A 23950-nucleotide genomic window follows, 5' to 3' on the forward strand; every position below is an offset into this window, starting at 1 on the left:
TTATTGCACGGTTCGTCGACGACCGTAACCGGCGATTGTGCCCGGTGGTCGTCAGCAATACGACGAACGCAGGGTAATATTCCATGATCCAGAAGCTGCAGAACAGCCGCGCCGTCCTTTTGGGCGCGGTGGCGATTTTCTCGATTGGACTGACGACCAGCGGTTTCGCGCTCGGTGACGGGCTCCGCCGGTCAAAGATGGTGCAGCACCGGTCGGTCACCGTCCGCGGGGTTTCCGAGCGCAATGTCACCGCCGATCTCGCGACCTGGTCGGTCGGCTTCTCCCACCAGGGAACCGAGTTTGGACCGGTTCAGCAATCGGTGGATCAGCAGGCGCGGGCCGTGCGCGCCTTTTTCCAGCGCGCCGGCTTCAGGCCCGAGGACATCACCGACAGCGATGTTGGCCTGCGCCGCGAACAGCCGACCGACACCAATGGCAAGCCGGTTGGGCCGCAGCGGTTGATCGTCAGCCGCTCGCTTCAGTTGCGCACCAAGGACGTCATGAAAGCGCGTGCGGCCTTCGCTCGCCAGGCCGAATTGCTGCGTGACGAGGTTGAGCTTTCTGGAGGCAGCGTCAGTTACACCTACACCGGGCTTAACGCGCTCAAGCCCGCGATGATCGCTGAAGCCAACCAGAACGCTCGCCGCAGCGCCCAGGAATTTGCTCGCGACAGCGGCACGCCGGTCGGCAAGATCAAGACCGCCAGCCAGGGCTATTTCTCGGTTGGCGGGCGCGATGGTGACGACTGCGAAGATTGCAGTTCGTCGGGCGGCAGTTCGCCGTTCCAAAAGGTCCGAGTGGTGACGACGATCGATTACGACCTCGGCTAGGGCGCCGGCGTCAGCTTTTCGGTCAGTGGGGCCGGCAGGATGGCGAGCGCGTTGCTCGCTTCCTTGCCGGCCGGGCCGGTGGGGTCGGTGGCTGCGGCGCGGGTCCAATACTCGCGCGCCTTGGTGTCGTCGCCGACGAAATGCGCGACATGGCCGGCTTCGAACAGGATGTTGGGGTCGGCCGGCGCCAGGCTCAACGCCTTGCCGATCGCCAATTGGGCGGTGGCCTTGTCGAGCTCGCGGATCGCCACCGCGGCCGAGAAATACCAGTAGAATGGATCGTCAAAAACCGTCGCCGCGGCTTCGGTAAGCTTGGCGCGGGCGGTTTTGAGGTCGTTCTGCGCTTCGGCCGCCCGGGCCCGGTCGAGCAAGGCCTCGCCCCGTTGCTCCGCTTCAAGGCCGGCGCCGGCGAGCGCCCGGTCGAGCGCCAGCGCCGCCTTGCCCGGCTGGCCGGCGGCGATCCACATGTTGCCGGCGGCGGCCAGCAAGCGCGACTTGGCGGGATCCTTGTCGTCGGTCGCCACCGCCGCTTGTTCAAATGCTGTTGCCGCTTCGTCAGGGTGGCCGTCTTTATTGGCTTCCATCGCCCGGCAGACGAAGGCATCGGGCGTGACGACATCGGGGCATTGGGCGGCCGCTACCGGGGCAGGCGCCGAGGCGGCCAGCGCGGCGGCAATCAACAGGATCATGCATCAGGCTCCAGCAGGGCTTCGACGGTCCGCACGATCGCGGCGATCTCGCGCGGTTCCGATAGGCGATGGCCGCCGTCCTTGAGGATGTTAAGCTGGACATCGGCTGAACGCAGCTGCCGCATCAGCCGGTTTGCAACGGCAATTGGCACGTCGCGGTCGGCATCGCCATGGATCAGTCGCACTGGGCAATCGATGGCGATCGGCGCCCGCAGCAGCCGCAGCGCTTGGCCCGACTCCCATAAGGCGCGCGTCGTCACCTGCGGCTCCGCGCCATAGGGGTTCGGCCGCGCGATCTGGCCATGCTCCTGCACTTCCTTTTTTTGTTCGGCAGTAAAACCCCAGTCGGTAAAATCCGGCGCGGCGGCAATTCCAACCAAGGCTTGCATTCGGTCTGGTCGCCTGAGGGCAAGGTGAAGAGCGATCCACGCCCCCATCGACGAGCCGATTGCGATGACCGGTCCATCGGCAAATTGGTCAACCAAAGCCAGCGCCTCATCAAGCCAGCCGGCCAATGTGCCATTCTCAAAGGCGCCGCTGGAGGCACCGGTTCCGGAATAATCGAAGCGCAACATCGCACAGCCGCGATGTTCGGCCATGGCGTCGAGAGCGATTGCCTTGGCGCCGTCCATGTCCGACGCGTAGCCGGGCAGAAAAACCAGTGTCGGCGCGGTACCCGGTCGCCGGCGATAAGCGAGTTGGTTGTCGCCCCAGCCGAAATGACAAATGTCGCCGTGGCCAGTGGTCACTGGGAGGCACGACTCAAGGCGCGGCAGCCGATACGGGCAGTGTGTGGTTTTTGCATCAGTCGTCCCGTCGATTCCCGCGAACCCATTCCAATGCTGAAACTTTCCTCGGCTCGGAAAGTTGGGAGTGCGCCAATCAAGCGCTTAAAAGGAATTTATTACATGCGCCAATATCTACTCGCGGCCGTTGCCGCGGCGGCCATCGCCACGCCGGCGGTTGCTGCAGACCACGCCGGCTATGTCGGTGTCGAGGGGGGCGTGCTGTTCCCCAAGAGCCAGAACATTGACGGTTCGGTCGATTTTACCAACCCGCTCGTGACTGACATTGCCCCGAGCGACTTTGCCCGCGTCAAGTTCAAGAACGGCTATGACGTCGATGTCATCGCCGGTTACGATTTCGGCATCTTCCGGCTCGAGGCCGAGGGTGGCTACAAGCGTGCCAAGGCCAAGAGCATCACCGTCAATCCGGTTTTCCTGACGGCGCTTAACGCCGGCGCCGGCACGGCGTTCACCAGCAATGATTTCGGCATTAACGGTCACGCTTCGGTCCTGTCGTTGATGGCCAATGGGCTGCTCGACTTTGGCGATAAGGGTTTTGGCGCTTATATCGGTGGTGGTTTCGGCCGCGCCCGCGTCAAGGAATTCGGCGATAGCGACAGCGCCTGGGCCTACCAGGGCATCGCCGGCATTCGCACCGCTCTGTCGGACAACATCGATGTCGGGCTGAAGTATCGCTACTTCCGCACCGGTCGGCTGAATTTCAATGACAGCTTTACCTTCGCCGGCGTTGGCAACGGCAGCGGCGGCACCGCATCCTTCGATGCGAGCAACCGGTTCAGTTCGCACAGCCTGCTGCTGAGCCTGATCTACAACTTCGCGCCGCCACCGCCGCCGCCACCGCCGCCGCCGCCACCGCCGCCGCCACCGCCTCCGCCGCCTCCCGCGACGCAGACCTGTGCCGACGGTTCGGTGATCCTGGCGACGGACGCTTGTCCGGTGCCGCCGCCGCCGCCGCCACCACCGGCGCCGGAACCAGAGCGCGGCTAACGCACGGATCAAACCGTAACAGCGAAACCAAGGTCCCGGGCGAAGCACCTGCTTCGCCCGGGATTTTCTTTGCCAACGAGTCTATGGAGAGCGCGGACCGGGCGCCAACTAAACGCGTGGCGAGGAGGCGACGTCGATGAAATACCGCAAGCTTGGCGACAGCGATCTCGAAGTTTCGGAAATCTCGCTGGGGTCATGGCTGACCTATGGTGTTGGGGTCGAAGCCGATGCCGCATTGGCTTGCCTTGATGCGGCCTTCGAACAGGGCATCAACTTCATCGACACCGCCAATGTCTATGGCCGCGGCGCCGCCGAGACATTCCTCGGGCAAGCCCTCAAACAGCGGCCGCGCGACAGTTATATCCTCGCGACCAAGCTTTATTTCCCGATGAGCGATAGTGATCGCGGCCTGTCGGCCAGGCAGATTGAAAAGCAACTTGATGCGTCATTGCAGCGGTTGCAGGTCGACGTCATCGATCTCTACCAATGCCACCGTTACGACGACGACACGCCGCTCGAAGAGACCATGGCGGCGCTGACTCGGGCGGTGGCCAGCGGCAAGGTCCGCACCATCGGCTTTTCGGAATGGCCGGCCGAACGCATCCAGGCGGCGCTCGACCTGACCGGCGTCACCAAATTCGTTTCGAGCCAGCCGCAATATTCGCTGGTCTGGCGCGAGCCCGAGGACGACGTCATTCCATTGTGCGCGGCCAACGGCATCTCGCAGATCGTCTGGTCGCCGCTCGGCCAGGGCGTGCTCAGCGGCAAATATGATCCCGACCGGCCGCCGCCGTCGGGCACGCGCGCGGCCAGCGAGGCGATGGGCGGCTGGATGGACCGGCTGATGCAGCCCAAAGTCCTGCGCGCCGTCCAGCAACTAAAACCCATCGCCGAGGAAGCGGGGCTGACTTTGCCCCAATTCGCGCTCGCCTGGGTGCTGCGCGAACCCAATGTCGCGTCGGCGATCATCGGCGCTTCGCGCCCGGCCCAGGTGATCGAGAATTCGCACGCGTCCGGGCTGATCGTCGACACCCAGCTGTTCCTGCGCGCCGAGGCAATCATCGACGCGGCACTGGCGAACTAGGTCAGGCGTGCTGCGATTGCGGGGCGGGTCCCCGATCCTGGGGCGCGACCGTAACCCACAGCAGGGTTGACGAAGCCAGGACGGCGAACAGGATGGAACGCATCTTCATGGCGAATTCCTTTGCACTTGGGTGGGACATCAAATGGCTTTTGAACTGTGCCGGTTGGGCGATTCGAAGATCTCTTCGATTGACAGGTCGAACAGCTCGGCGATGCGGAAGGCGAGCGGCAACGACGGGTCGTAGCGGCCGGTCTCGATCGCATTGACGCTCTGGCGCGACACTTCGAGCTTTTGCGCCAGGTCGCTTTGGCTCCAGTCGCGCATCGCGCGGAGCACTTTGAGGCGATTTTCCATCAGCAGCGGCCCCCGTCGCCCAGCGTCAGCCGGTTGATGAGCCCGCCAAGGCCGAGGCCGCCAAACCACAATACGGCGACGTAATAGGATTCGACATGGCCAACGAGGTCGAAACTTTCGAGGAAACCCCAGATAGTCGCCGCGCTGAGGGCAAAGCCGCTTGCCCATAGCGTCTGCCGGACCATCAGCATGCGAAGATATTCATCCTGCTCTTCCACCAGATAACGGCCGATCGCGGCGAAGATGCCGATGATTGGCAAGGCCGGCAGGATTGCGGCGACATAGGCCACCGGGCCGCTCAGCAAGTGATGCTTAAAGCCGTAGACAGCGCCAATTAGGAACAGCGCGTAAAGCACGCTTAACCAGAGGACCCGCTTATTATACCTGCGGAATGGTTGGCTCTTTGTCATTTGTAAAGCTTCCTTCTCTGTTAGTAAAGTACGCTTTACAGTGCATGTCTAACACTGTCAAGCGACATTGACAGATTATCGAAGTTGATGGGATTTCCGGCGCAGGTCGACGGGGCCTTGAACTTGACAGCGTTGAGGAAAAGGCCGGAAGATTGCGCCGCGCTTAGGCTCCTGGGGGGACCATGAGGCTCGCAATCGTTGCGCTCACGGCTGTGCTTTTGGTGTCCGGTGCCACTCCGGCTCGAGCTCAGGACGCGGCCGGCGCGACCAAGGATCAAAGCACATCGGTCGCCAAGCCCGCGCCGGCCACGGGCTCGGTGGGGATCGGAATTTCGCCCAAGACGCGCAATAAATTACTGCTAGATTTGCTGCATGCGATTGTGCCGCCACGCCCTGCGGCCACCGCGCCGACGCCCGCCGCTACCACCCAGCCCGCCACTACCACCCAACCCGCCGCGACACCGGTCGGAACCTCGGGGGTTAATACGGGCGGCGGTGCTGGTGCAGCGATCCCGCCACCGTCGCCGCCACGGCCGATAACCAGCGTCGTGCCATCCCCCGCCGTGGCTGTTCCGGCACCACGCCCCGCTACCGCGATCGTGCCCAAGCCGCAGCCGCCACTGGCACCGCCGGCGGCACCGGCCACGCTGCCGCTGGTGACGAACAACGCGCCGTCTGCCCCCATCGAGCTCACGCCGGAGCCAGTTCCCTCACCCGGATTCTCGTCATCCGCGGTGCCAGCTCCCGTGGCGATTGCGCCGGCAGCGCCGGCGCCGCTGGCCCCGCCGGCCGGTTTCTTACAGCCAAGCAATTCGCTGCTGCTCGGGCTGCTCGCCGCGTTGGTCGCCATCGCCGCGGCCACTGTCCTGCGGATGCAGCGAACCCGCCGGATAAAGCGGACTCGGGCCGTGCTGAGCATCGTTCCCAGGCTCGACCTCGCGGGCGGCACCAGTGCCATTCGCGGCCTGTCGCCGGAGGTGTGAGTTGGCCAACCGCATTCCCCTCAGCGCGCTGATTCCAGACCGACTGGATTCGCTCGCCGATCGGGTCAAGGCAAGGATGTGCGACGATCAACAGGTCGGCGGCATGAAACTCGCTTGGGGCTTCATCGGCGACGAACTGCACAAGGCGATCAAGTCCGCCCTCGACTGCGACCTGCTCGACGTTCTCGGCGGGGCCTGGGCGAAGGCCGCACCGATCGCCGACCTCGCCGATCCGGCCAAGCATCCGCCCGGCCAACGGTCGCTGGTCAAGCTTGGCGAGCACGACATCAGTCGTGAACTTCAGCCCGTCGTCGCCGTGACAATTGGGTCCTGTCCGTGCGTCGAGCTCAACTTCACACTCGCTTTGGCGGCGCATATCAGCGGCGTTCGGCTGGCGATTGTCGACGGCCATCTCGTCGATGGCGACCTCGGCGAACTCTGGGCCAGCGCGCAGCTAAGTTATCAAGGCACGCCTTTGCACTCGCCCCAGGAATCGACCAAAATCGGCGTGCCCGGTGAATTTACTTTCACACCGCCGGGCATCAAGATTCCGGGACTCGCAAGGCAAGCGGTTGAGGCTGCCCGCCCGCCCGGCTAGAGCGCCAGGCGATGACCAGGATGTTCAAGATCGCTTTGCCCGATGGCTCGGTGCGTGACATGCCCGAGGGCTCGACGCCGGCCGACGTTGCCGCGGCGATCGGGCCGGGATTGGCCAAGGCCGCGCTGGCGGCCCGGATCGACGGCGAACTGCGCGACCTCAATCGCCCGTTCGAGAGCGACTCCGTGCTTACGCTGATCACCTCGCGCGACGAGAAAGACGCGCTCGAGCTGGTTCGCCACGACTTCGCGCATCTGCTCGCCGAAGCGGTGCAGAACCTGTTTCCCGGCACCCAGATCACGTTCGGCCCGGCGACCGACGACGGTTTCTATTATGATTTCGCGCCGGCGCCCAACCGCGGCCCGTTCACCGATGAGGACCTGCCGGGAATCGAGGACGAGATGCGCCGCCTTGTCACGCGCGACGAGCCCGTCATCCGCGAGGAATGGACCCGCGCCGATGTCCGCGATTTCTTCGAGAAATCTGGCGAGACCTTCAAGGCTGAGTGGGTTATGGAGCTGCCCGAAGGCGAGGCGATCACCATGTATCGCTCGGGTCAGGGCGACAGCGCCTGGATGGACTTGTGCCGCGGCCCGCACCTCGCCTCGACCGGCAAGCTCGACCCGCAATCGTTCAAGCTGACGCGGGTGTCGGGCGCATATTGGCGCGGCGACCCGAAGAACCCGATGCTGAGCCGGATCTACGGCACCGCCTGGCTCAACAAGAAGCAGCTCGACGCTTATCTCGTGCGGCTTGAGGAAGCGGAGAAGCGCGACCATCGCAAGATCGGCCAGGAGATGGACCTGTTCCACCTGCAGCCCGAAGCGCAGGGCTCGGTCTTCTGGCACCCCAAGGGCTATCTCATCTGGCGCCAGCTCGAAGCCTATATCCGCCGCCGCCTCGACGCCGCCGGCTATCTCGAGATCAAGACTCCGCAATTGATTGATTCGCAACTGTGGGTCGCTTCCGGCCACTGGGGCAAATTCCGCGAAAACATGTTCGTCGTCCCCGATGAAGTGCCAAGTACGGAAGGCGAGATGCCGGTCATTTCGGGCATGGCCGATTTGCTCGCGCTGAAACCGATGAACTGTCCGGCCCATTTGCAAGTGTTCAAGCAGGGTATCACCTCATACCGTGAGTTACCGCTGAGGCTGGCAGAGTTTGGCTGCTGCCACCGCAACGAACCGCATGGCGCGCTCCATGGCATCTTGCGGGTGCGGCAGTTTACCCAGGACGACGCGCATATCTTTTGCACCCACGAGCAATTGGTCGACGAGACCAAGGCGTTCTGCAGCCTGCTGGACCACGTCTATCGCGACCTTGGTTTTGCCGATTACCTGGTCAAACTGGCCACGCGGCCCGACCAGCGCGTTGGCACCGATGCTGAATGGGATCGCGCCGAAGCCGACCTGGAAGCGGCGCTCAAGCAGACCGGCCTCGATTATGAGACGCTTCCTGGTGAAGGCGCATTCTACGGTCCCAAGCTCGAATTTCATTTGCAGGATGCCATCGGGCGAACGTGGCAGTGCGGGACGCTGCAACTTGACCCGCAGATGCCGCAACGGCTCGACGCGAACTACGTCGGCGCCGACGGCGACAAGCACCACCCGCTAATGCTCCACCGCGCGATCATCGGCACGTTCGAGCGCTTCATCGGCATCTTGATCGAGCATTATGCCGGAAAGTTCCCGCTGTGGCTGGCGCCGGTCCAGGCGGTGGTGACAACGATCGTCTCCGATGCGGATGAATATGCGGGTGTCGTCGCGGCAGCGCTTCGCGCCGCTGGCCTGCGAGTCGAAGCCGACCTCAGGAACGAGAAGATCAACTATAAAGTGCGCGAGCACAGCCTGGCAAAGGTCCCGCTGCTGCTGGTCGTCGGCAAACGCGAGGCCGACGAGGGCACGGTGGCGCTGCGGCGGCTGGGCTCTGAGGACCGGCAGCAGATGATGAGCCTCGACGAGGCGGTCGTGATGATCGCCGCCGAGTCCGTGCCGCCCGATTTGCGCTGACGCCTGACGTCGCTCCGACACAGCTTAAGGCAAAAACGACTCGTGGAATGGCGCGCAGCCTTTCCAATTTGAGTTCAACCGCCTAACTCCAACCGTCAAACGTTCTATTGGAGACCAAGTTATACCCCCGCCTTATCCGCGCCGCCCGCAGACGCCGCCGGCCATGTCCGGCCCCCGCTACAACGAGTTCATCACCGCTCCCAAAGTGCGAGTGATTGACGAAAACGGTGAGAACCTCGGCGTGATGTATACGCGCGAAGCCGCCGAGCAGGCCGCCGAAGTTGGCCTCGACCTGGTCGAGATCTCTCCCAACGCCGATCCGCCAGTCGCCAAATTCCTCGATATCGGCCGCTTCAAATATGAAGCGCAGAAAAAGGCCAACGAGCAGCGCAAGAAGCAGAAGACGCAGGAGATCAAGGAGATCAAAATGCGTCCCAACATCGACGATCATGACTATGACACCAAGATGAAGAAGGTCGTCGAGTTCCTCGAGGATGGCGACAAGGTCAAGGTGACGATGCGCTTCCGCGGCCGCGAGATGGCGCACGGCGAATTGGGCATGGCAGTGCTCCGCCGGGTCCAGGAACAGACCGAAGCATTGGCCAAGGTCGAAGCGCATCCCCGCATGGAAGGCCGCCAGATGCTGATGGTGCTGGCGCCGAAGTGAGCGAACCCAACCGGTCGTTGACTTGCCCGCGCTGTTCGGCGGGCATGGAGCCCGGTTATATTATCGACCAAGGCCACGGCACAAGAACGGTGCCGAAGTGGGTGGCGGGACAGCCGCGAACGAGCATCTGGACCGGTCTCAAACTGCGCGGTCTCGACCAAATCAAGGTCGCAACTTACCGCTGCCGGCGTTGCAATTATCTCGAAAGTTACGCCGCGGGCTGAGAGTTGGCGTGCCGACGATGATTTAGCGCCAGTTCTTTCCGTTACGGAAAGCGGCATAAACCCCATAGTTGTTGCAATTGTGCTGCAATGAATTGGCAATATGGTTGCAGATTGTTGTGCAACCGCTTTCCTAATCTGCATCGCTGGATTAGCTTCGCTTCAAGCATCGCTCTGACAGGGGGAGTCGAAGATGGCGCGCAGATCCTTATGGCTGGTTTCAGCAAGCTTGGCCGCGTTGGCCGTTCCGGCTCAGGCGCAAGATCCTGGCACTGAGGCCGCTGCACCACCAACCTCCGCCTCGCCGGCCGAAGCTGCAGCCGTCGACAATCAGGCAGAGCCCGCAAATCCTGACGAAATCATCATTACCGCCCAGGGCCGCCGGCAGGTTTTGCAGGACGTGCCGCTCGCGGTAACCGCGGTTGGCGGTCAGCAGATGCGCAATTCCGGGGCGAGCGACATTCGTCAGCTCAACCAGCTCGCGCCATCGTTGCTCGTCTCTTCGACCGGCACCGAAGCCAACGGTTCGGCCCGCATCCGCGGCATCGGCACGGTCGGCGATAACCCCGGCCTCGAAAGCTCGGTCGCCGTGTTCATCGACGGCGTTTACCGTTCGCGCTCCGGCATTGGCCTCACCGAACTTGGTGAAATCGACCGCGTCGAAGTCCTGCGTGGCCCGCAAGGTACGCTGTTTGGACGCAACGCCTCCGCCGGCCTGATCCACGTCATCACCAAGCGGCCATCCTTCGACCTGGGTGGATTCGCCGAACTGACTTACGGCAATTTCAACGCGATTCGCGCTGCGGGCGCGATTACCGGCCCGATTTCGGAGCAGCTCGCTTTCCGGCTGGACGCCGTCTATTCGCGCCGCGACGGCTTTTACGATGTCGTTAATGCCGCGAACGGCACCGAGAAGCATGTCAACAATCGCAATCGCTTGTTGACCCGGGCGCAATTGCTGTTCGAACCCAGCAGCGATCTCACCATCCGCTTGATCGGCGACTATACGACCCGCAAGGAATCCTGCTGCGCCGCCGTCTACATCGGCTTTGCGGAAACCTTCGACCCAACGCCCGGTGTGCCTGGCGACTTTGCCGTTCGCGCGCCGGGCGCTGGCGGTTCGGCCGACGGCAATCGCGTCATCGATGTGCTCACCAGCCTTGGCGGCCTGTTCCCGTCGCGCAGCGATCCCTTCAAGCGCGACATCGCCATCACTCCAGGCACGAGCTACAAGGGCAAAACCACCGACTGGGGCCTGTCGATGCAGGCCGATTGGGATGTCGCCGCAAATACCAATCTGACGTCAATTACCGCCTACCGCGGTTACAAGTCAGAACAACCCGGCGACATCGACTACAGCAATGTCGATATCTGGTTTCGCCCCGATGACGGCAATTCGTTCCGGCAGTTCAAAACCTTCAGCCAAGAGCTCCGGTTGAACGGGTCCGTCTTGAACGATAAACTCGATTGGCTCGTTGGCGGCTACTTTGCGAGCGAGAAGCTCCACGTCCGCGACAATGTTACTTACGCCTCTCAGTATGGCGCCTTTTTGTCATGCCGGCTGGTCGCGGTTGTCAGTCCTAACCCATTGTTACGAGACACGGCCGCGCCGGGCTGCCTTGGCACCACGCCGCAGCCGGCATTGGGCGGCGCGACCGGACGTCAGGCGATCGCCGCCGGCTTGGGTGCTGCTGCCCCAATCGTCCTGGCTGGCCTCGACCGACTGAGTACGGTCAATAACGTTGGCGACAATTTCGCCAACTATTTCCAGGACAGCACCAACTGGGCGCTGTTCACCCATAATATCTTCCATGTGACGTCGCGGCTCGATTTCACGGCGGGCGTGCGTTACACCCACGAGAAGAAAGATTTTGCGGCGAATTTCAACAACACCAACACGATTTGCCCCATTCAACAGGCCTTCTTTGCGCCCTATCTGCCGGGCGGCGCGACACCATTGCCGGCCTCTTTACAACCGCTGATTCAGGGCATCGTCGGGGCGACCTGCCAGGGCAATAACTCGAGCTCTCTTAACGCGCTCAATCTCAAAGATTCGCGCAAGGAGCACCAGTGGACCGGAACGGCCGTGCTCTCGTACAAGCCGACCGACAACCTTCTGGTCTACGGCTCCTATTCGCGCGGCTATAAGGCCGGCGGTTTTAACCTGGACCGGTCGGCGCTCGGCCAGCCGATCTTCTCGCCAAGTGACCCGCGGCAGTTTGGTGGTCGCGGGGCCGGCTTCGGCACTTCGAACCTCCAGTTCGACCCGGAAATCGTCAAGGCATGGGAGGCCGGCTTCAAATGGACCCGGCCGACCCATTCGCTGAACGTCGCCTTGTTCCGCGAAAGTTTCAGTAATTTTCAGCTGAACACCTTTAACGGTTCGGTCTTCCTGGTGCAGAACGTCGACGGCTGCTCGGATAATCTCGGCACCACCGATTCAGACCCCAGCAGCGCCACCGGGGCCTGCACAAAGGCCGGCGTGACTTCGGGTGTGATTTCGACCGGCATCGAAGTCGAAGGAGCACTCTATCCTGCCAAAGACATGCAATTCACCGCGGGCCTGACCTACACTGACACGCATTACCGCCACAATCTGGTAGGCCGAGACACCGGTACGCCGCTCGACGCGGCGCTGTTCCTGCTGCCCGGCCAAAATCTTTCCAACGCGCCGAATTGGGTCGGTACGGCATCGATGTCATGGAATCCGCGCATTGGTAATTCTGGGCTGACCGGCCTTCTCTATATCGATGGGCGCGTAACCAGCGGCTATAATACCGGCTCCGACTTGTTCCCCGAAAAACGGCAGCACGGCTACACCCTGATGAACGCCCGGATCGGGATCCGAGGGCGAGACGAGCGCTGGGCGCTCGAATTCTGGGCGCAGAATTTGTTCAACCGGGATTATTCACAGGTTGCGTTCAACACGCCGTTCCAGGGATCGAACTCGGTCGCCCATGTGATCAATTTCGGCTCACCGAGTTTCGCCACGGCGAATCAACTCTTCTCGGCTTTCCTTTCCGAGCCGCGGACCTTTGGCGTGACGTTGCGCACCAGGTTCAGCCCGGGCCGCGCCAAGCCGTAGCGTTAGGTGGCGCCTCCGGCCCCGCCGCCACCGCCGCTAGCGACCCAGACCTGTGCGGATTGCTCGGTGATCCTGGCGACCGGCGCTTGCCCGGCGGCGCCGCCGCCGGCACCCGAACCGGAACGCGGCTGAGTTCCAGCGCGACTGATGGTTCACCAGGGTCCACTGCTTGCGGTGGGCCCTTTTTTTAAGCCGCCGGCAACCCCGACGTGTCGCGCGCCGCAGCCAGCAAAGCCGCGCGCAGTGCCTCGCTTTCTTCTCCGTTGAGCTTCTTGCCGTCGGCGCGGGTCAGATAAAAGACGTCGACCGCGCGCTCGCCGTAAGTGGCAATGTGGGCCGAATGGATGCGGTGCCCGCACTCGTGGATCGCCCAGGCTAGTCCGGCAAGCAGCGCGATCCGGTCGAGCGCGTTGACCTCGACGACGGTCGTCCGGCTGGACGCGCGCTCGGCGATCACGACCGACGGCGCGACACGGAAAGCCCTGGTCCGCGGGCCGGTTCGTCCCGCCGTCGGCAGTCGCGGCGGTTGCGCGCTGGTCAGCGCCGCCCCGACCGATCGGACCAGGCGGTTGCGCAGCTTCTTGTCGGCATAAGCGCGTCCCTGCCCGTCGACGACCAGCAAATTGTCGAGCGCCATGCCGTCGTGAGTGGTGTGGACGCGCGCGTCGATGATGTTCGCGCCCGCCAACGCGAGGCCAGCGCAGATGCGAAAGAACAGGCCTTCCCGGTCGGGGGTAAATACGCTGATCCGGGTGGCGTTACTGTCGGCGTCATTCTCGGCCACGACGCTCGGGACCGGTTCGCCGATGCGGGCTTCGGCGATCGCAATCTGGCGCGCATTGGCGACTTGCCAAGCAATCGGTTCGGCCAGCCAATAGGCGTCGGGCAGGCGCTTTGCATAAGCCCGGGCGATGGTCGGCTTCCAAGCCAGCTCCCGGGCCAGATCGAGCTGTCGCGCGGCGATCAGTTCGGTCCGGCCGCGCTGCTTGTGCCCTAGTCGCAAGCGTTCCTCGGCAGCGTCGAACAGGGTGCGCAGCAACAGCCGCTTCCACTCGGTCCACACTCCCGGCCCGACCGCGCGGATATCGACCACGGTCAGGATCAGCAGCAACCTCAGCCGCTCCGGACTCTGCACTGCCAGGACAAAATCCTCGATCGTCTTGGGGTCGGCAAGGTCGCGCTTGAAGGCGGTTGCCGACATCAGCAAATGATGGCGCACCAGCCAGGACACGGTCTCGGTCTCGGCCGCGTCGAGCCCGAAGCGCGGTCCAAGCTTCAGTGCAATCTCGGCGCCAATGACGCTGTGGTCGCCGCCGCGGCCCTTGGCGATGTCGTGGAGGAGCACCGCGACATAGAGCGTGCGCCGCGACGCCAGCTGGCGAAACAAAGCGGTCGACAGCGGATGATCCTTGGTGAGTTCGCCGCGCTCGATCGCCGCCAGCAAGCCGATCGCGCGGATTGAATGCTCGTCGACCGTATAATGGTGGTACATGTCGAACTGCATCTGCGCGACGACACGGCCGAAGTCGGGAACGAAGCGGCCAAACACGCCGGCTTCGTTCATCCAGCGCAGCACGGTGTCGGGCGCCTGAAGATTGGTCAGCACCTCCATGAAAAAAGCGTTGGCCGGGGGATCGTTGCGCACGCCGTCGATCAGCCTGGCGTCGCGAGTCGCGGCGCGCATCGCATTGGGGTGGATTTCGAGCTGTTCGCGCGCGGCCAAGGCGAACAGTTCGAGCAGGCGGACCGGCTGCTCGGCCAGAAAGCCGTCGGACGGAATCGACAGCCGGCCCCGTTCAAGCATGAAGCCGTCGAGGTGCTTGGGCCGGCGGCGGATGGTCGGCAGCGCGAAGCGAAAGCCTTTTTTGCCCAATTGCTCGTCGAGCTGAGCGAGGAACAGGCCGGTCAAGTCTCCGACCGCTTTGGCGTTCAGGAAGTAAAATTGCATGAACCGCTCGACCGCGGATTTCCCCGGCCGGTCGGCGTAGTTCATCACTTCAGCAATGTGGCGTTGGTGGTCGAAGCCCAAGCGTTCCTCGGCGCGGCCGGCGGCGAGATGGAGGTGGCAGCGCACCGCCCACAGAAAGCGCTCGGCACGTTCGAAGCTGGCGAACTCGGTGGCGGTCAGCAGCCCCGCCCCGACGAGATCGGACGGCCGCTCGACATCGTGAACATATTTGCCGATCCAATAGAGTGTGTGGAGATCGCGCAAGCCGCCCTTGCCGTCCTTGATGTTGGGCTCGACGACATAGCGGCTGTCGCCCATTTTGACGTGGCGCTGATCGCGCTCGGCGAGCTTGGCGGCGACGAACTGGGCCGCGGTGCCAGCGATGACTTCTTTGCGGAACCGCTTCATGGCGAGATTGAACAACGGCTCCTCGCCCCACAGCAGCCGCGCCTCGAGGAAAGCAGTCCGCACCGTCATGTCTTTTTTCGACAGTGCGATCAGCTCGGTTGCCGAACGCAAGGAATGGCCGACCTTGAGCTTGAGATCCCAAAGCACATGGAGGATCGCCTCGGCCGCTTCGCCATCGGCACGCGACGGCTTGCCTCCGGTCAGGAACATGAGGTCGAGGTCGCTGTAGGGCGCCATTTCGCCGCGGCCGGTGCCGCCGAGACCGACGACGGCAAAGTTATGCGCGCCTTGTGCCGCGAAGTCATAGGCCAGGCGAACGATCTGGTCGTGGAGGAATGCGGTGGCGCGGGCGGCGGCCCGGCCGCGGCCCGGCTCGGCCGTCAGGCGCCGCGCGATCTCCTCGCGGCCAGAAGCTAGTGCTTCGGCAAGAATCTGCGTGATATCGCTTGGCTGGCGCTTGCCCGGGCGAACACCGGCAATGCGGTCGGCGAGGGTGCGGCGATCGATGACCGCGCGGCGATCCGCGATAGGTTCGATGAGTGCCGACGCCATTCCAGCAAGCTTAAGCGCGGCCCAAGGGATAGGCCAGCGTGGGTTGGGAGAGCGCATTGGCCGGCCCCGTGCGGCCAGCTATAGCCGCTCCATGCAATCCAACACGATCGACGCTGAGGCCCAGGTTCGCGCCGGCATTGCCGCCTTTCAAAAGGGCGATCTTGCCATAGCCCGGCACCTCTTCGAACAGGTCACGGCGGAAGGTGCAACGCCGCAGGTTTGGCTGCTGCTCGCGCAAACTTGCGAAGCCTTGGACGATCGGCCCGCGACTCATCGCGCGCTCGATCAGGTGATCGAGGCTGATCCGCGCAATCCATTCCCGTTACTGATGAAAGGAGATTTGTACGCTCGCGAAGGCGATGACCGCGCCGCCGTGTCATTTTACCGCATGGCTATTCGTTTGAGTCAGGGTTTGCAGCAACTGCCAGGGGACTTGAATCAACGTCTGGACCGGGCTGGGGCGGCGGTGGAAGCGTCCGAACTGCGATTTCAGAACCATCTTCGCGAGGAGCTTAGTAATGCCGGCATCGAAACGCTTCCGACCCGGCTAAAGGAGGCGATTGCCATCGCGTCGGGCGCCCAGCCGGTTTACCTCCAGCAACCCACCAGCTTCTACTATCCGGGCTTGCCCCAGGTCGCGTGGTACGAGCGCGAACAGTTTTTGTGGCTCGCCGAAATGGAACAAGCCGCCCCGGCCATGCGGGCGGAAATCGAAAGGGTGCTGACCGAGGACCGAGGACTCGTCCCCTATGTCGAAAAGCCCGAAGACCGGGCGTCGCAGGGTCACAGCTTGCTCAACGACGCGCGCTGGAGCGCTTTCCATCTTTGGCAAAGCGGCGAATTGGTAGATGAAAACGCGGCCCGCTGTCCAATCATCGTGAAAGCCCTGGAATCCGCACCGATGCCGCGAATCAATCGGCGATCGCCAATGGCTTTGATTTCGATCCTAAAACCCGGGACACACATCGAGCCGCATACCGGCATGCTCAACACACGCCTGATTTGCCACATCCCCTTGGTCGTTCCCGACGGCTGTCGGCTGCGCGTCGGCGCAGAAACTCGCATTGTCGAGGAGGGCAAGGCGATGATCTTTGACGACAGCATCGAGCATGAAGCGTGGAACGATGGAGCCTCGGCGCGCGCGGTCCTGTTGTTTGAGATTTGGCGGCCCGAATTAAGCGACGCAGAGCGCGATGCGCTGATGGTCATGTATGAAGCGATTAGCGGTTACCCGGCAAGTCCTGCCTGATCGTCTTGCAGCCGCTTAAGTCGGTAGAGGACATCGAGCGCCTCTCTAGGGGTGAAGCTGTCGGGTTCGATCGCGGTCAGTGCATCGGCGAGTGGATCGCTGGGCGGTTCCGGTTCGGCCGCAGCCGCGAACAGCGGCAAATCGTCGAGTCCGGCGGCAATGCCCCCAGTTGCGTCGCGCCCCGCTTCAAGCTTGGCCAGCACCGCTTTCGCCCGCGCCACCACCGACGGCGGCAGTCCGGCGAGCTTGGCAACGGCAATGCCGTAGCTGCGGTCCGCCGCGCCATCGGCAACTTCATGCAACAAGACGAGATCGCCCTTCCACTCGCGGGCTCGGACATGGTGGAGCGAAAGGGAGTCGAGGCGCTCGGCGAGCCGCGTCAGCTCGTGATAATGGGTCGCGAACAAGGTTCGACACTGCAGCTGATCGTGCATCGCTTCGACCACCGCCCAGGCGATTGCCAACCCGTCATAGGTCGAGGTGCCGCGCCCGATCTCGTCGAGAATCACCAGGCTCTGCGGAGTCGCCTGGGCAAGGATCGCGGCGGTTTCGACCATCTCGACCATGAAGGTTGATCGACCGCGGGCGAGATTGTCCGAGGCGCCGACCCGACTGAACAGGCGGTCGACCAGGCCGATTCTGGCGCGTGCGGCAGGGACGAAACTGCCCGCCTGGGCGAGCACGGCGATCAGCGCGGTCTGGCGCAGGAAAGTCGATTTGCCGCCCATGTTGGGGCCGGTAATCAGCCATAGTCGGTCGCTGGCGCTCATCGACAAATCATTGGCGACGAAGCGCTCGCCGCTGGCGGTCAACGCGCTTTCGACCACGGGATGTCGGCCAGCGTCGATGTCGAGGCACGGCTCATCGGTCAGCTGCGGCCGGGTCCAGCCGCCCTCAGAAGCGCGCGCCGCATGGCTCGCGGCGACGTCGATGCGTGCAATTGCATCGCCCGTCGCGGTGATTGCCGCTGCCGCAGCGACGGCGAGGCCGGCCAGCTCCTCGGCATGGGCGGCTTCGGCGGCAAGCGCATGACCACCGGCTTCGACCACGCGCGCGGCCTCGGCGTGGAGATCAGGCGAGTTGAAGCGGACCACGCCGGCCAGCGTCTGGCGGTGAGTGAAGCCCGAATCCGGAGCCATCAGCCGGTCCGCGTGCCGGGCCGACACTTCGATATGGTAGCCGAGCACCGCATTATGGCGGATCTTGAGCGATCCGACGCCGGTCGCGTCGCGGTAGCGGCTTTCAAGCCCGGCGATCGCGCGGCGGCCGTCGGACGAGGCGGCGCGCAAGGCGTCAAGCGCATCGTCGTAACCCTCGGCGATATAACCACCCTTCGATGCATCGATTGGCGGTGAGTCGACCAAAGCCTGGGTCAATTTGTGAACCAGTTCATCGTGCCCGCCGAAGCGCGGCAGCAGGGCCCCAAGCAGGGCCGGCTGGTCGGGCTCGGCGGCGAGTTCAGCTTGCAGCGCGGCGGCGGCCGACAGGCCATCGCGCAGCTGAGCAAGATCGCGCGGGGAGCCGCGCTGCGCCGCCAGCCGCGCCAGGGCCCTCGCGAAATCCGGCATCGCTTTCAGCGCCAACCGCACCCGCTCGCGGCGCAATGCATCCTCGTGGAGCCAGGCCACCAGGGATAGGCGCGCGTCGATCGCGGCGCGCTCGGTCAGCGGCGCGGCAATGTCCTCGGCGAGCAACCGGCGTCCGGCGGCAGTCTGGCAGCGGTCGATTTCGGCAAGCAAACTGCCGGCGATACCGCCGATCGCCGACCGGGTGAGTTCCAAGCTCTCGCGAGTCGCTGCGTCGATCGCGACGTGGCTCGATCGCGCGATCCGTCGCGGCGCGTCGAGCAGGATGCCGGCGCCTTTTTGAGTCGCGTCGAGGTAGGCGAGCAGCCCGCCAGCCGCGGCCAGCTCGGCCCGGGACGGCGCCCCCAACCCGTCGAGCGTCGCCAGGCCGAAGCGGCTTTTGAGCGCGCGCTCACCGGCCCCACTGTCAAAGCCGCCCTTGCCGGCCGATGTCTGCACCCCGGGTATCGCTGAATCGGCAATCGTCTCGGCCGGCGACAGGCGCGCCAGTTCGGCAGCGAGTTCGCCGGGACCGCAGGCGATAAGCTCGAACCGCCCGGTCGAAATATCGGCGGCGGCGATTGCCCAATCGTCGCCAGCGCGACCAACGGCCGCAAGCCAGTTCGCTGCCCTCGATTCAAGCAGTGCCTCCTCGGTCAGCGTTCCGGGTGTCACCAGCCGCACGATTGCCCGTTCGACCAGCGCTTTCGCCCCGCGCGCTTGTCTCGCCTGGGCCGGATTCTCGATCTGCTCGGCAATGGCGACTCGGTGGCCACCGCGGATCAGCCGCGCGAGATAGGCGTCGGCCGCATGCACCGGGACGCCGCACATCGGGATCGGCTCGCCGTCGGCGGTGCCGCGCTTGGTCAGTGCGATGTCGAGGCATTGGGCGGCGGCTTTGGCATCGTCGAAGAACAGTTCGAAGAAGTCCCCCATCCGATAGAATAGCAAGGCATCCCCCGCCTCGTTCTTGAGGCGCCGGTACTGGGCCATCATCGGGGTCGGTTCGTCAGCTCGGGCCATAAGCGTTTGGTAGCCGCTAAGCGTGACTCTTCCCACACCCTTTGGCTAAGGCCCAGCTCCAGGGAGCAAGTATGAGCGAAAGCACTATCAAATTCTCGGAAGGCGAAGCGATCGAGTATCATTCGCGCGGCCGGCCAGGGAAGATCGAAATCATCGCCACCAAACCGATGGCGACCCAGCGTGACCTCAGCCTCGCTTACTCGCCCGGGGTTGCCGTGCCGGTCCAGGCGATCGCCGACGATCCAGGTCGCGCCTATGAACTGACCGCCAAGGGCAATCTGGTCGCGGTCATCACCAACGGCACTGCGATCCTCGGCATGGGCAATTTGGGCGCGCTTGCCGCCAAGCCAGTGATGGAAGGCAAAGCGGTGCTGTTCAAACGCTTCGCCGACGTCGATTCGATCGACATCGAAGTCGCCACTGAGGACGCCCAGAAGTTCATCGACGCGGTGGCGCTGCTCGAGCCGAGTTTCGGCGGCATCAACCTCGAGGATATTGCCGCCCCCGACTGCTTCGTGATCGAGCAGGCATTGAAGGAGCGGATGAATATTCCGGTGTTTCATGATGACCAGCATGGCACCGCGATCATCACCGCTGCCGGGTTGATCAACGCTTGCTTCCTGACCGAGCGCAGCCTGGCCGACGTCAAGGTGGTCGTAAACGGCGCGGGTGCGGCGGCGATTGCCTGCACCGAGCTCATCAAGGCGATGGGTGTGCGGCCCGATCACGTCATCATGTGCGACCGCAAAGGTGTGATCTACAAGGGTCGGGACGGGGTCGACCAGTGGAAGTCGGCGCACGCGGCCAAAACCAATGCGCGCACCCTGGCCGAAGCCCTGGAAGGCGCCGACGTGTTTCTCGGGCTGTCAGCGGCGGGCGCACTCAAGCCCGCGATGATCGCCACCATGGCCAAGGATCCGATTATCTTCGCGATGGCCAATCCGGACCCGGAAATCTCCCCGCCCGACGCGCGCGCGGCGCGCCCGGACGCGATCATCGCCACCGGCCGCTCCGATTATCCCAACCAGGTTAATAACGTCCTCGGTTTCCCCTTCATCTTCCGCGGGGCGCTCGATGTTCGCGCTACTGCCATCAACGACGAGATGAAGATCGCCGCCGCCCATGCGCTCGCCGAACTGGCGCGCGAGGCCGTGCCCGAGGAAGTCGCCGCCGCCTATGGCGGACAGACCCACAGCTTCGGGCGCGATTACATCATTCCCGCGCCGTTCGATCCGCGGTTGATGGAAGTCGTCGCCTCCGCTGTGGCCGAGGCGGCGGGACGCACCGGCGTGGCGCAAAAGCCAATCGAGGACATGGCCGCCTATCGCCAGCAACTGCGGGCCCGGTTGAACCCAACCGTGGCGGTGATGAGCCTGGCCTATGAAGCGGCACGATCGAACCCGAAACGGGTGCTGTTCGCGGAAGGCGAGGAGCCCAACGTGTTGCGCGCGGCGATCGCCTTCAAGGACGCGGGATATGGGACGCCGATCCTCGTCGGGCGGGAAGAAGTGTACGATATGTTGAAGGAGCTCGGCGTCGAGCATCCCAAGGATTTCGAGGTGCTCAACAGCCGTAACTCGCCGCTGGTCGGGCGCGCCGTCGATTTCATTTATGCCAAGCACCAGCGGCACGGGCTGCTGCGCCGCGAGATCGAGCGCATGGTCAACCAGGACCGTAACACCTTCACCGCGGCAATGCTGGCGCTGGGCGAAGGCGACGCGATGATCACCGGCACGACGCGGCCGTTCAGCCAGTCCTTGAAACAGGTCCGCATGGTGATCGACGATGAGCCCGACGCAACCCCGTTCGGGATCAACATCATCGTCGGGCGGCATCATACCGTGCTGATCGCCGACACCGCGGTGACCGAGCGGCCCGATGCCGATCAATATGCCGCCATTGCGCTGCGCTCGGCTGGCTTTGCCCGGCGCATGGGGCTGGAGCCGCGGATCGCATTCATCAGCTACACCACTTTTGGCAATCCGCCCGGCACCCACATCGAGGAGATGCGCGACGCGGTGAAAATACTCGACAGCTTCAAGTGCGACTTTGAGTATGAGGGCGAGATGGCGCCCGATGTCGCGCTCAATTACGACATGCAGCAGCGCTATTATGCCTTCAGCCGATTGACCGGGCCGGCCAATATCCTCGTCATGCCGGGGCTGCAGTCGGCCAATCTGTCGGCCAAGCTGCTGCGCGAGTTGGGCGGCGAAAGCGTCCTTGGACCCTATATCCTGGGGCTCGAATTGCCGGTTCAGATTGCGCCGATGACCGCGTCGGCTTCGGACCTGGTGACGCTAGCCGTGCTCGCCGCGGGCAGCGCCAGGGAACGCAAGCGGGCGAAAATCTAAATCCGTTCGACCGAACTTACCGGGTCGGCGTCGCGCAAGGCGGCGACGATCGCGTGAAGATGCGCCAGATCGTGCACTTCGACATCGATATTGAAGGTGTGGAAACTGCCGTCGCGGTGGACCAGCTGCAAATTGACGATGTTGGCGTGTTTCGCCCCGAGGATCCCCGACATGATGCCGAGCGCTCCCGGGATATCGCGCAGGATGACGGCAATCCGCGCCGCGCCGCCGTCCGAGCCTTCGCCCCAGGCGAGGTCGAGCCAGTCGGCGTCGATGCCGCTGGCCAGCGTGTCGCAACCGATCACATGGACTTCGATCTCCTCATCCTCGCGGCGCAACCCGACGATTCTGTCACCCGGGATCGGATGGCAGCAGGCGGCGAGATGGTAAGCGACGCCGGGGGTCAGGCCCTTGATCGAAATCGCCGTGCGTTGGTTGAGCGGCTTGGGCGCAACGTCGCCGCCGCCCGAGCCGGGCATCAACGCTTCCATCAGCGCTTCGTCGCTGATCCGCTTGCGGGCGATCGCCGCCATCAGCGACTCTTCGTCATCGAGCTTGAGCTTCTTAAGTGCCCGCTTCTGCGCATCCTTGTCGAGCATTGCCGGCAGCCGCTCGACGATCTCGTTATAGATCTTGCGCCCGAGTTCAACGGTCTCCTCGCGCTCTTTATGGCGGACAAAGCGCCGGACGCCGGCGCGCGCCTTGCCGGTGGCGACGAAGCGCAGCCACGATGGTTGAGGATGCTGGGCTTCGGACGCGAGGATTTCGACCTGATCGCCGTTCTCGAGAATGGTGCGTAGCGGCACTACGCGGCCGTTGACCTTGGCCCCACCCGTCTTGTCGCCAAGGTCGGTGTGGACGGCGTAGGCGAAATCGACCGGGGTCGCGCCCTTGGGCAGCTGGATGAGCTCGCCCTTGGGGGTGAAGGCGAAAATGCGGTCCTGATACATCGCCATCCGGGTGTGCTCGAGCAGCTCCTCGGGGCTTTCCGCATGGTCAAGAATCTCGACCAGATCGTCGATCCACGGCACGTGCAGGTCGGCGGCCGGCTTGCCTTCCTTATAGGCCCAGTGGGCGGCCAGCCCGCGCTCGGCCTGCTCGTGCATCGCGCGGTCGCGGATCTGAATCTCGATCCGCATCTTGGCGTCATGGATGACCGAGGTGTGGATCGCCCGGTAGCCATTGCGCTTGGGGGTCGAGATGAAATCCTTGAAGCGGCCGGGTACCATCGGCCAACGGCGATGGATCAGGCCCAATGCGCGATACACCTCGGCCTCTTCATTGACGATCACCCGGAACGCCATGACGTCGGACAATTGCTCGAAGCTGATGTGGCGCTCAGCCATTTTTTTCCAGATCGAATAAGGATGTTTCTCGCGGCCCATCACCTCGGCCTCAAGGCCGTTGTCGGTCAGGTGCAGTTGGAGCCCGAGACCGATCCGGCTGACGATGTCACCGCCCTGGTCGTGGAGCAGCTTTAGGCGCCGCGTGATCGAAGCGTAGGCGTCCGGCTCCAATTCCTTGAAAGCCAGCGTCTGCATCTCGTTCATGATCTCGTACATGCCGATCCGCTCGGCCAGCGGGGCATAGATATCCATCGTCTCGCGGGCGATTCGGCGGCGCTTGTCCTCGTCCGATATGTGATGGAGCGTCCGCATATTGTGCAGCCGGTCGGCGAGTTTGACGAGCAGCACGCGGATGTCGTCGGACAGAGCGAGCAGGAATTTGCGGAGGTTCTCGGCCGCGCGCTCATTCTCCGATTGCGCCTCGATCTTCGACAATTTGGTGACCCCGTCGACTAGCCGCGCAATGTCCTTGCCGAACAGCTTTTCGATTTCTTCCGGAGTAGCAAGCGTGTCCTCGATGGTGTCGTGGAGGATCGCGGTGACGATCGTTTGGTCGTCGAGCTTCAGGTCGGTGAGAATGCCGGCGACTTCGATCGGGTGGCTGAAATAGGGGTCGCCGCTGGCCCGCACCTGCGAGCCATGGGCCTTCATCGAGAAGACGTAGGCGCGGTTGATCAGCCCTTCGTCGGCGTCGGGATCATAGGCCCGAACCTTCTCGACCAGTTCATATTGGCGCAGCACAATCGCTAGATGGGGCGAGCCGCCACTTATGTGCAAGGGCGAAG

Annotated in this window: 18 protein-coding genes; 10 read left to right on the forward strand and 8 right to left on the reverse strand. The window is 63.6% G+C overall.

Annotated features, from left to right (window positions below; genetic code table 11):
- Positions 1 to 83 precede the first annotated feature (83 nt).
- Positions 84 to 830 carry an SIMPL domain-containing protein gene (locus RMO25_RS06665; protein ID WP_309661819.1) on the forward strand — a complete coding sequence of 249 codons (747 nt, stop codon included), beginning with the start codon at positions 84 to 86 and terminating at the stop codon, positions 828 to 830.
- On the opposite strand, the gene RMO25_RS06670 is transcribed toward RMO25_RS06665, so the two are convergent.
- Together RMO25_RS06670 and RMO25_RS06675 are read right to left on the reverse strand one after the other, a co-directional pair.
- Positions 827 to 1519 (reverse strand): hypothetical protein, encoded by a 693-nt coding sequence (locus RMO25_RS06670; protein WP_309661820.1) that lies wholly within the window; start codon positions 1517 to 1519, stop codon positions 827 to 829. The two genes, RMO25_RS06665 and RMO25_RS06670, sit on opposite strands and share 4 nt — an antisense overlap.
- On the reverse strand, positions 1516 to 2268 hold the full coding sequence (locus RMO25_RS06675; protein ID WP_309661821.1) for an alpha/beta hydrolase: 753 nt from the start codon (positions 2266 to 2268) through the stop codon (positions 1516 to 1518). Before RMO25_RS06675 ends, RMO25_RS06670 begins: the two co-directional genes overlap by 4 nt.
- A 159-nt stretch (positions 2269 to 2427) precedes the next feature.
- Between RMO25_RS06675 and RMO25_RS06680 the strand changes: the two genes are divergently transcribed.
- On the forward strand, positions 2428 to 3312 hold the full coding sequence (locus RMO25_RS06680; protein WP_309661822.1) for an outer membrane beta-barrel protein: 885 nt from the start codon (positions 2428 to 2430) through the stop codon (positions 3310 to 3312).
- Between the two features lie 136 nt (positions 3313 to 3448).
- Positions 3449 to 4396 (forward strand): aldo/keto reductase family protein, encoded by a 948-nt coding sequence (locus tag RMO25_RS06685; protein WP_309661823.1) that lies wholly within the window; start codon positions 3449 to 3451, stop codon positions 4394 to 4396.
- Positions 4397 to 4534: 138 nt separating this feature from the next.
- Here the strand turns inward: RMO25_RS06685 and RMO25_RS06690 are convergent, their stop codons facing one another.
- From RMO25_RS06690 to RMO25_RS06700, 3 genes are all read right to left on the reverse strand, one after another.
- Positions 4535 to 4750 (reverse strand): helix-turn-helix transcriptional regulator, encoded by a 216-nt coding sequence (locus RMO25_RS06690; protein WP_309661824.1) that lies wholly within the window; start codon positions 4748 to 4750, stop codon positions 4535 to 4537.
- Positions 4750 to 5160, reverse strand: a complete 411-nt coding sequence (locus tag RMO25_RS06695) for a hypothetical protein (RefSeq protein ID WP_309661825.1) — start codon at positions 5158 to 5160, stop codon at positions 4750 to 4752. The genes RMO25_RS06690 and RMO25_RS06695 overlap by 1 nt, the downstream gene beginning before the upstream one ends.
- 274 nt (positions 5161 to 5434) lie before the next feature.
- The gene (locus RMO25_RS06700) at positions 5435 to 6079 is read right to left on the reverse strand and encodes a hypothetical protein (protein WP_309661826.1); all 645 of its coding nucleotides are present in this window, start codon (positions 6077 to 6079) and stop codon (positions 5435 to 5437) included.
- Positions 6080 to 6144: 65 nt separating this feature from the next.
- On the opposite strand from RMO25_RS06700, the gene RMO25_RS06705 reads away from it, so the two are divergent.
- The 5 genes from RMO25_RS06705 (at position 6145) to RMO25_RS06725 (ending at position 12723) form a co-directional block, all read left to right on the forward strand.
- Positions 6145 to 6741, forward strand: coding sequence for a hypothetical protein (locus RMO25_RS06705; RefSeq protein WP_309661827.1), 597 nt, complete (start codon positions 6145 to 6147; stop codon positions 6739 to 6741).
- 11 nt (positions 6742 to 6752) lie between these two features.
- On the forward strand, positions 6753 to 8750 hold the full coding sequence (gene thrS / locus RMO25_RS06710; protein WP_309661828.1) for a threonine--tRNA ligase: 1998 nt from the start codon (positions 6753 to 6755) through the stop codon (positions 8748 to 8750).
- Positions 8751 to 8913: 163 nt separating this feature from the next.
- On the forward strand, positions 8914 to 9417 hold the full coding sequence (gene infC, locus RMO25_RS06715; RefSeq protein WP_309661829.1) for a translation initiation factor IF-3: 504 nt from the start codon (positions 8914 to 8916) through the stop codon (positions 9415 to 9417).
- Complete coding sequence (locus RMO25_RS06720; protein WP_309661830.1) at positions 9414 to 9641, forward strand: PF20097 family protein; 228 nt, start codon at positions 9414 to 9416, stop codon at positions 9639 to 9641. The genes infC and RMO25_RS06720 overlap by 4 nt, the downstream gene beginning before the upstream one ends.
- A gap of 190 nt (positions 9642 to 9831) precedes the next feature.
- Positions 9832 to 12723, forward strand: a complete 2892-nt coding sequence (locus RMO25_RS06725) for a TonB-dependent receptor (protein ID WP_309661831.1) — start codon at positions 9832 to 9834, stop codon at positions 12721 to 12723.
- Positions 12724 to 12910: 187 nt separating this feature from the next.
- Here the strand turns inward: RMO25_RS06725 and RMO25_RS06730 are convergent, their stop codons facing one another.
- A complete protein-coding gene (locus RMO25_RS06730) occupies positions 12911 to 15631 on the reverse strand; it encodes a [protein-PII] uridylyltransferase (RefSeq protein ID WP_309661832.1) in 2721 nt (906 codons plus the stop codon).
- On the opposite strand from RMO25_RS06730, the gene RMO25_RS06735 reads away from it, so the two are divergent.
- A complete protein-coding gene (locus RMO25_RS06735) occupies positions 15615 to 16880 on the forward strand; it encodes an aspartyl/asparaginyl beta-hydroxylase domain-containing protein (protein WP_309661833.1) in 1266 nt (421 codons plus the stop codon). The genes RMO25_RS06730 and RMO25_RS06735 overlap by 17 nt on opposite strands.
- Here the strand turns inward: RMO25_RS06735 and mutS are convergent.
- Positions 16859 to 19468, reverse strand: coding sequence for a DNA mismatch repair protein MutS (mutS, locus tag RMO25_RS06740; protein ID WP_309661834.1), 2610 nt, complete (start codon positions 19466 to 19468; stop codon positions 16859 to 16861). The genes RMO25_RS06735 and mutS overlap by 22 nt on opposite strands.
- A 71-nt stretch (positions 19469 to 19539) precedes the next feature.
- Between mutS and RMO25_RS06745 the strand changes: the two genes are divergently transcribed.
- On the forward strand, positions 19540 to 21819 hold the full coding sequence (locus RMO25_RS06745; RefSeq protein ID WP_309661835.1) for an NADP-dependent malic enzyme: 2280 nt from the start codon (positions 19540 to 19542) through the stop codon (positions 21817 to 21819).
- On the opposite strand, the gene RMO25_RS06750 is transcribed toward RMO25_RS06745, so the two are convergent.
- On the reverse strand, positions 21816 to 23906 hold the full coding sequence (locus RMO25_RS06750; protein WP_309661836.1) for a bifunctional (p)ppGpp synthetase/guanosine-3',5'-bis(diphosphate) 3'-pyrophosphohydrolase: 2091 nt from the start codon (positions 23904 to 23906) through the stop codon (positions 21816 to 21818). The two genes, RMO25_RS06745 and RMO25_RS06750, sit on opposite strands and share 4 nt — an antisense overlap.
- Positions 23907 to 23950 lie beyond the last annotated feature (44 nt).

Origin of the sequence: Sphingomonas sp., assembly GCF_031361285.1 — a bacterium.
GTDB lineage: Bacteria > Pseudomonadota > Alphaproteobacteria > Sphingomonadales > Sphingomonadaceae > Sphingomicrobium.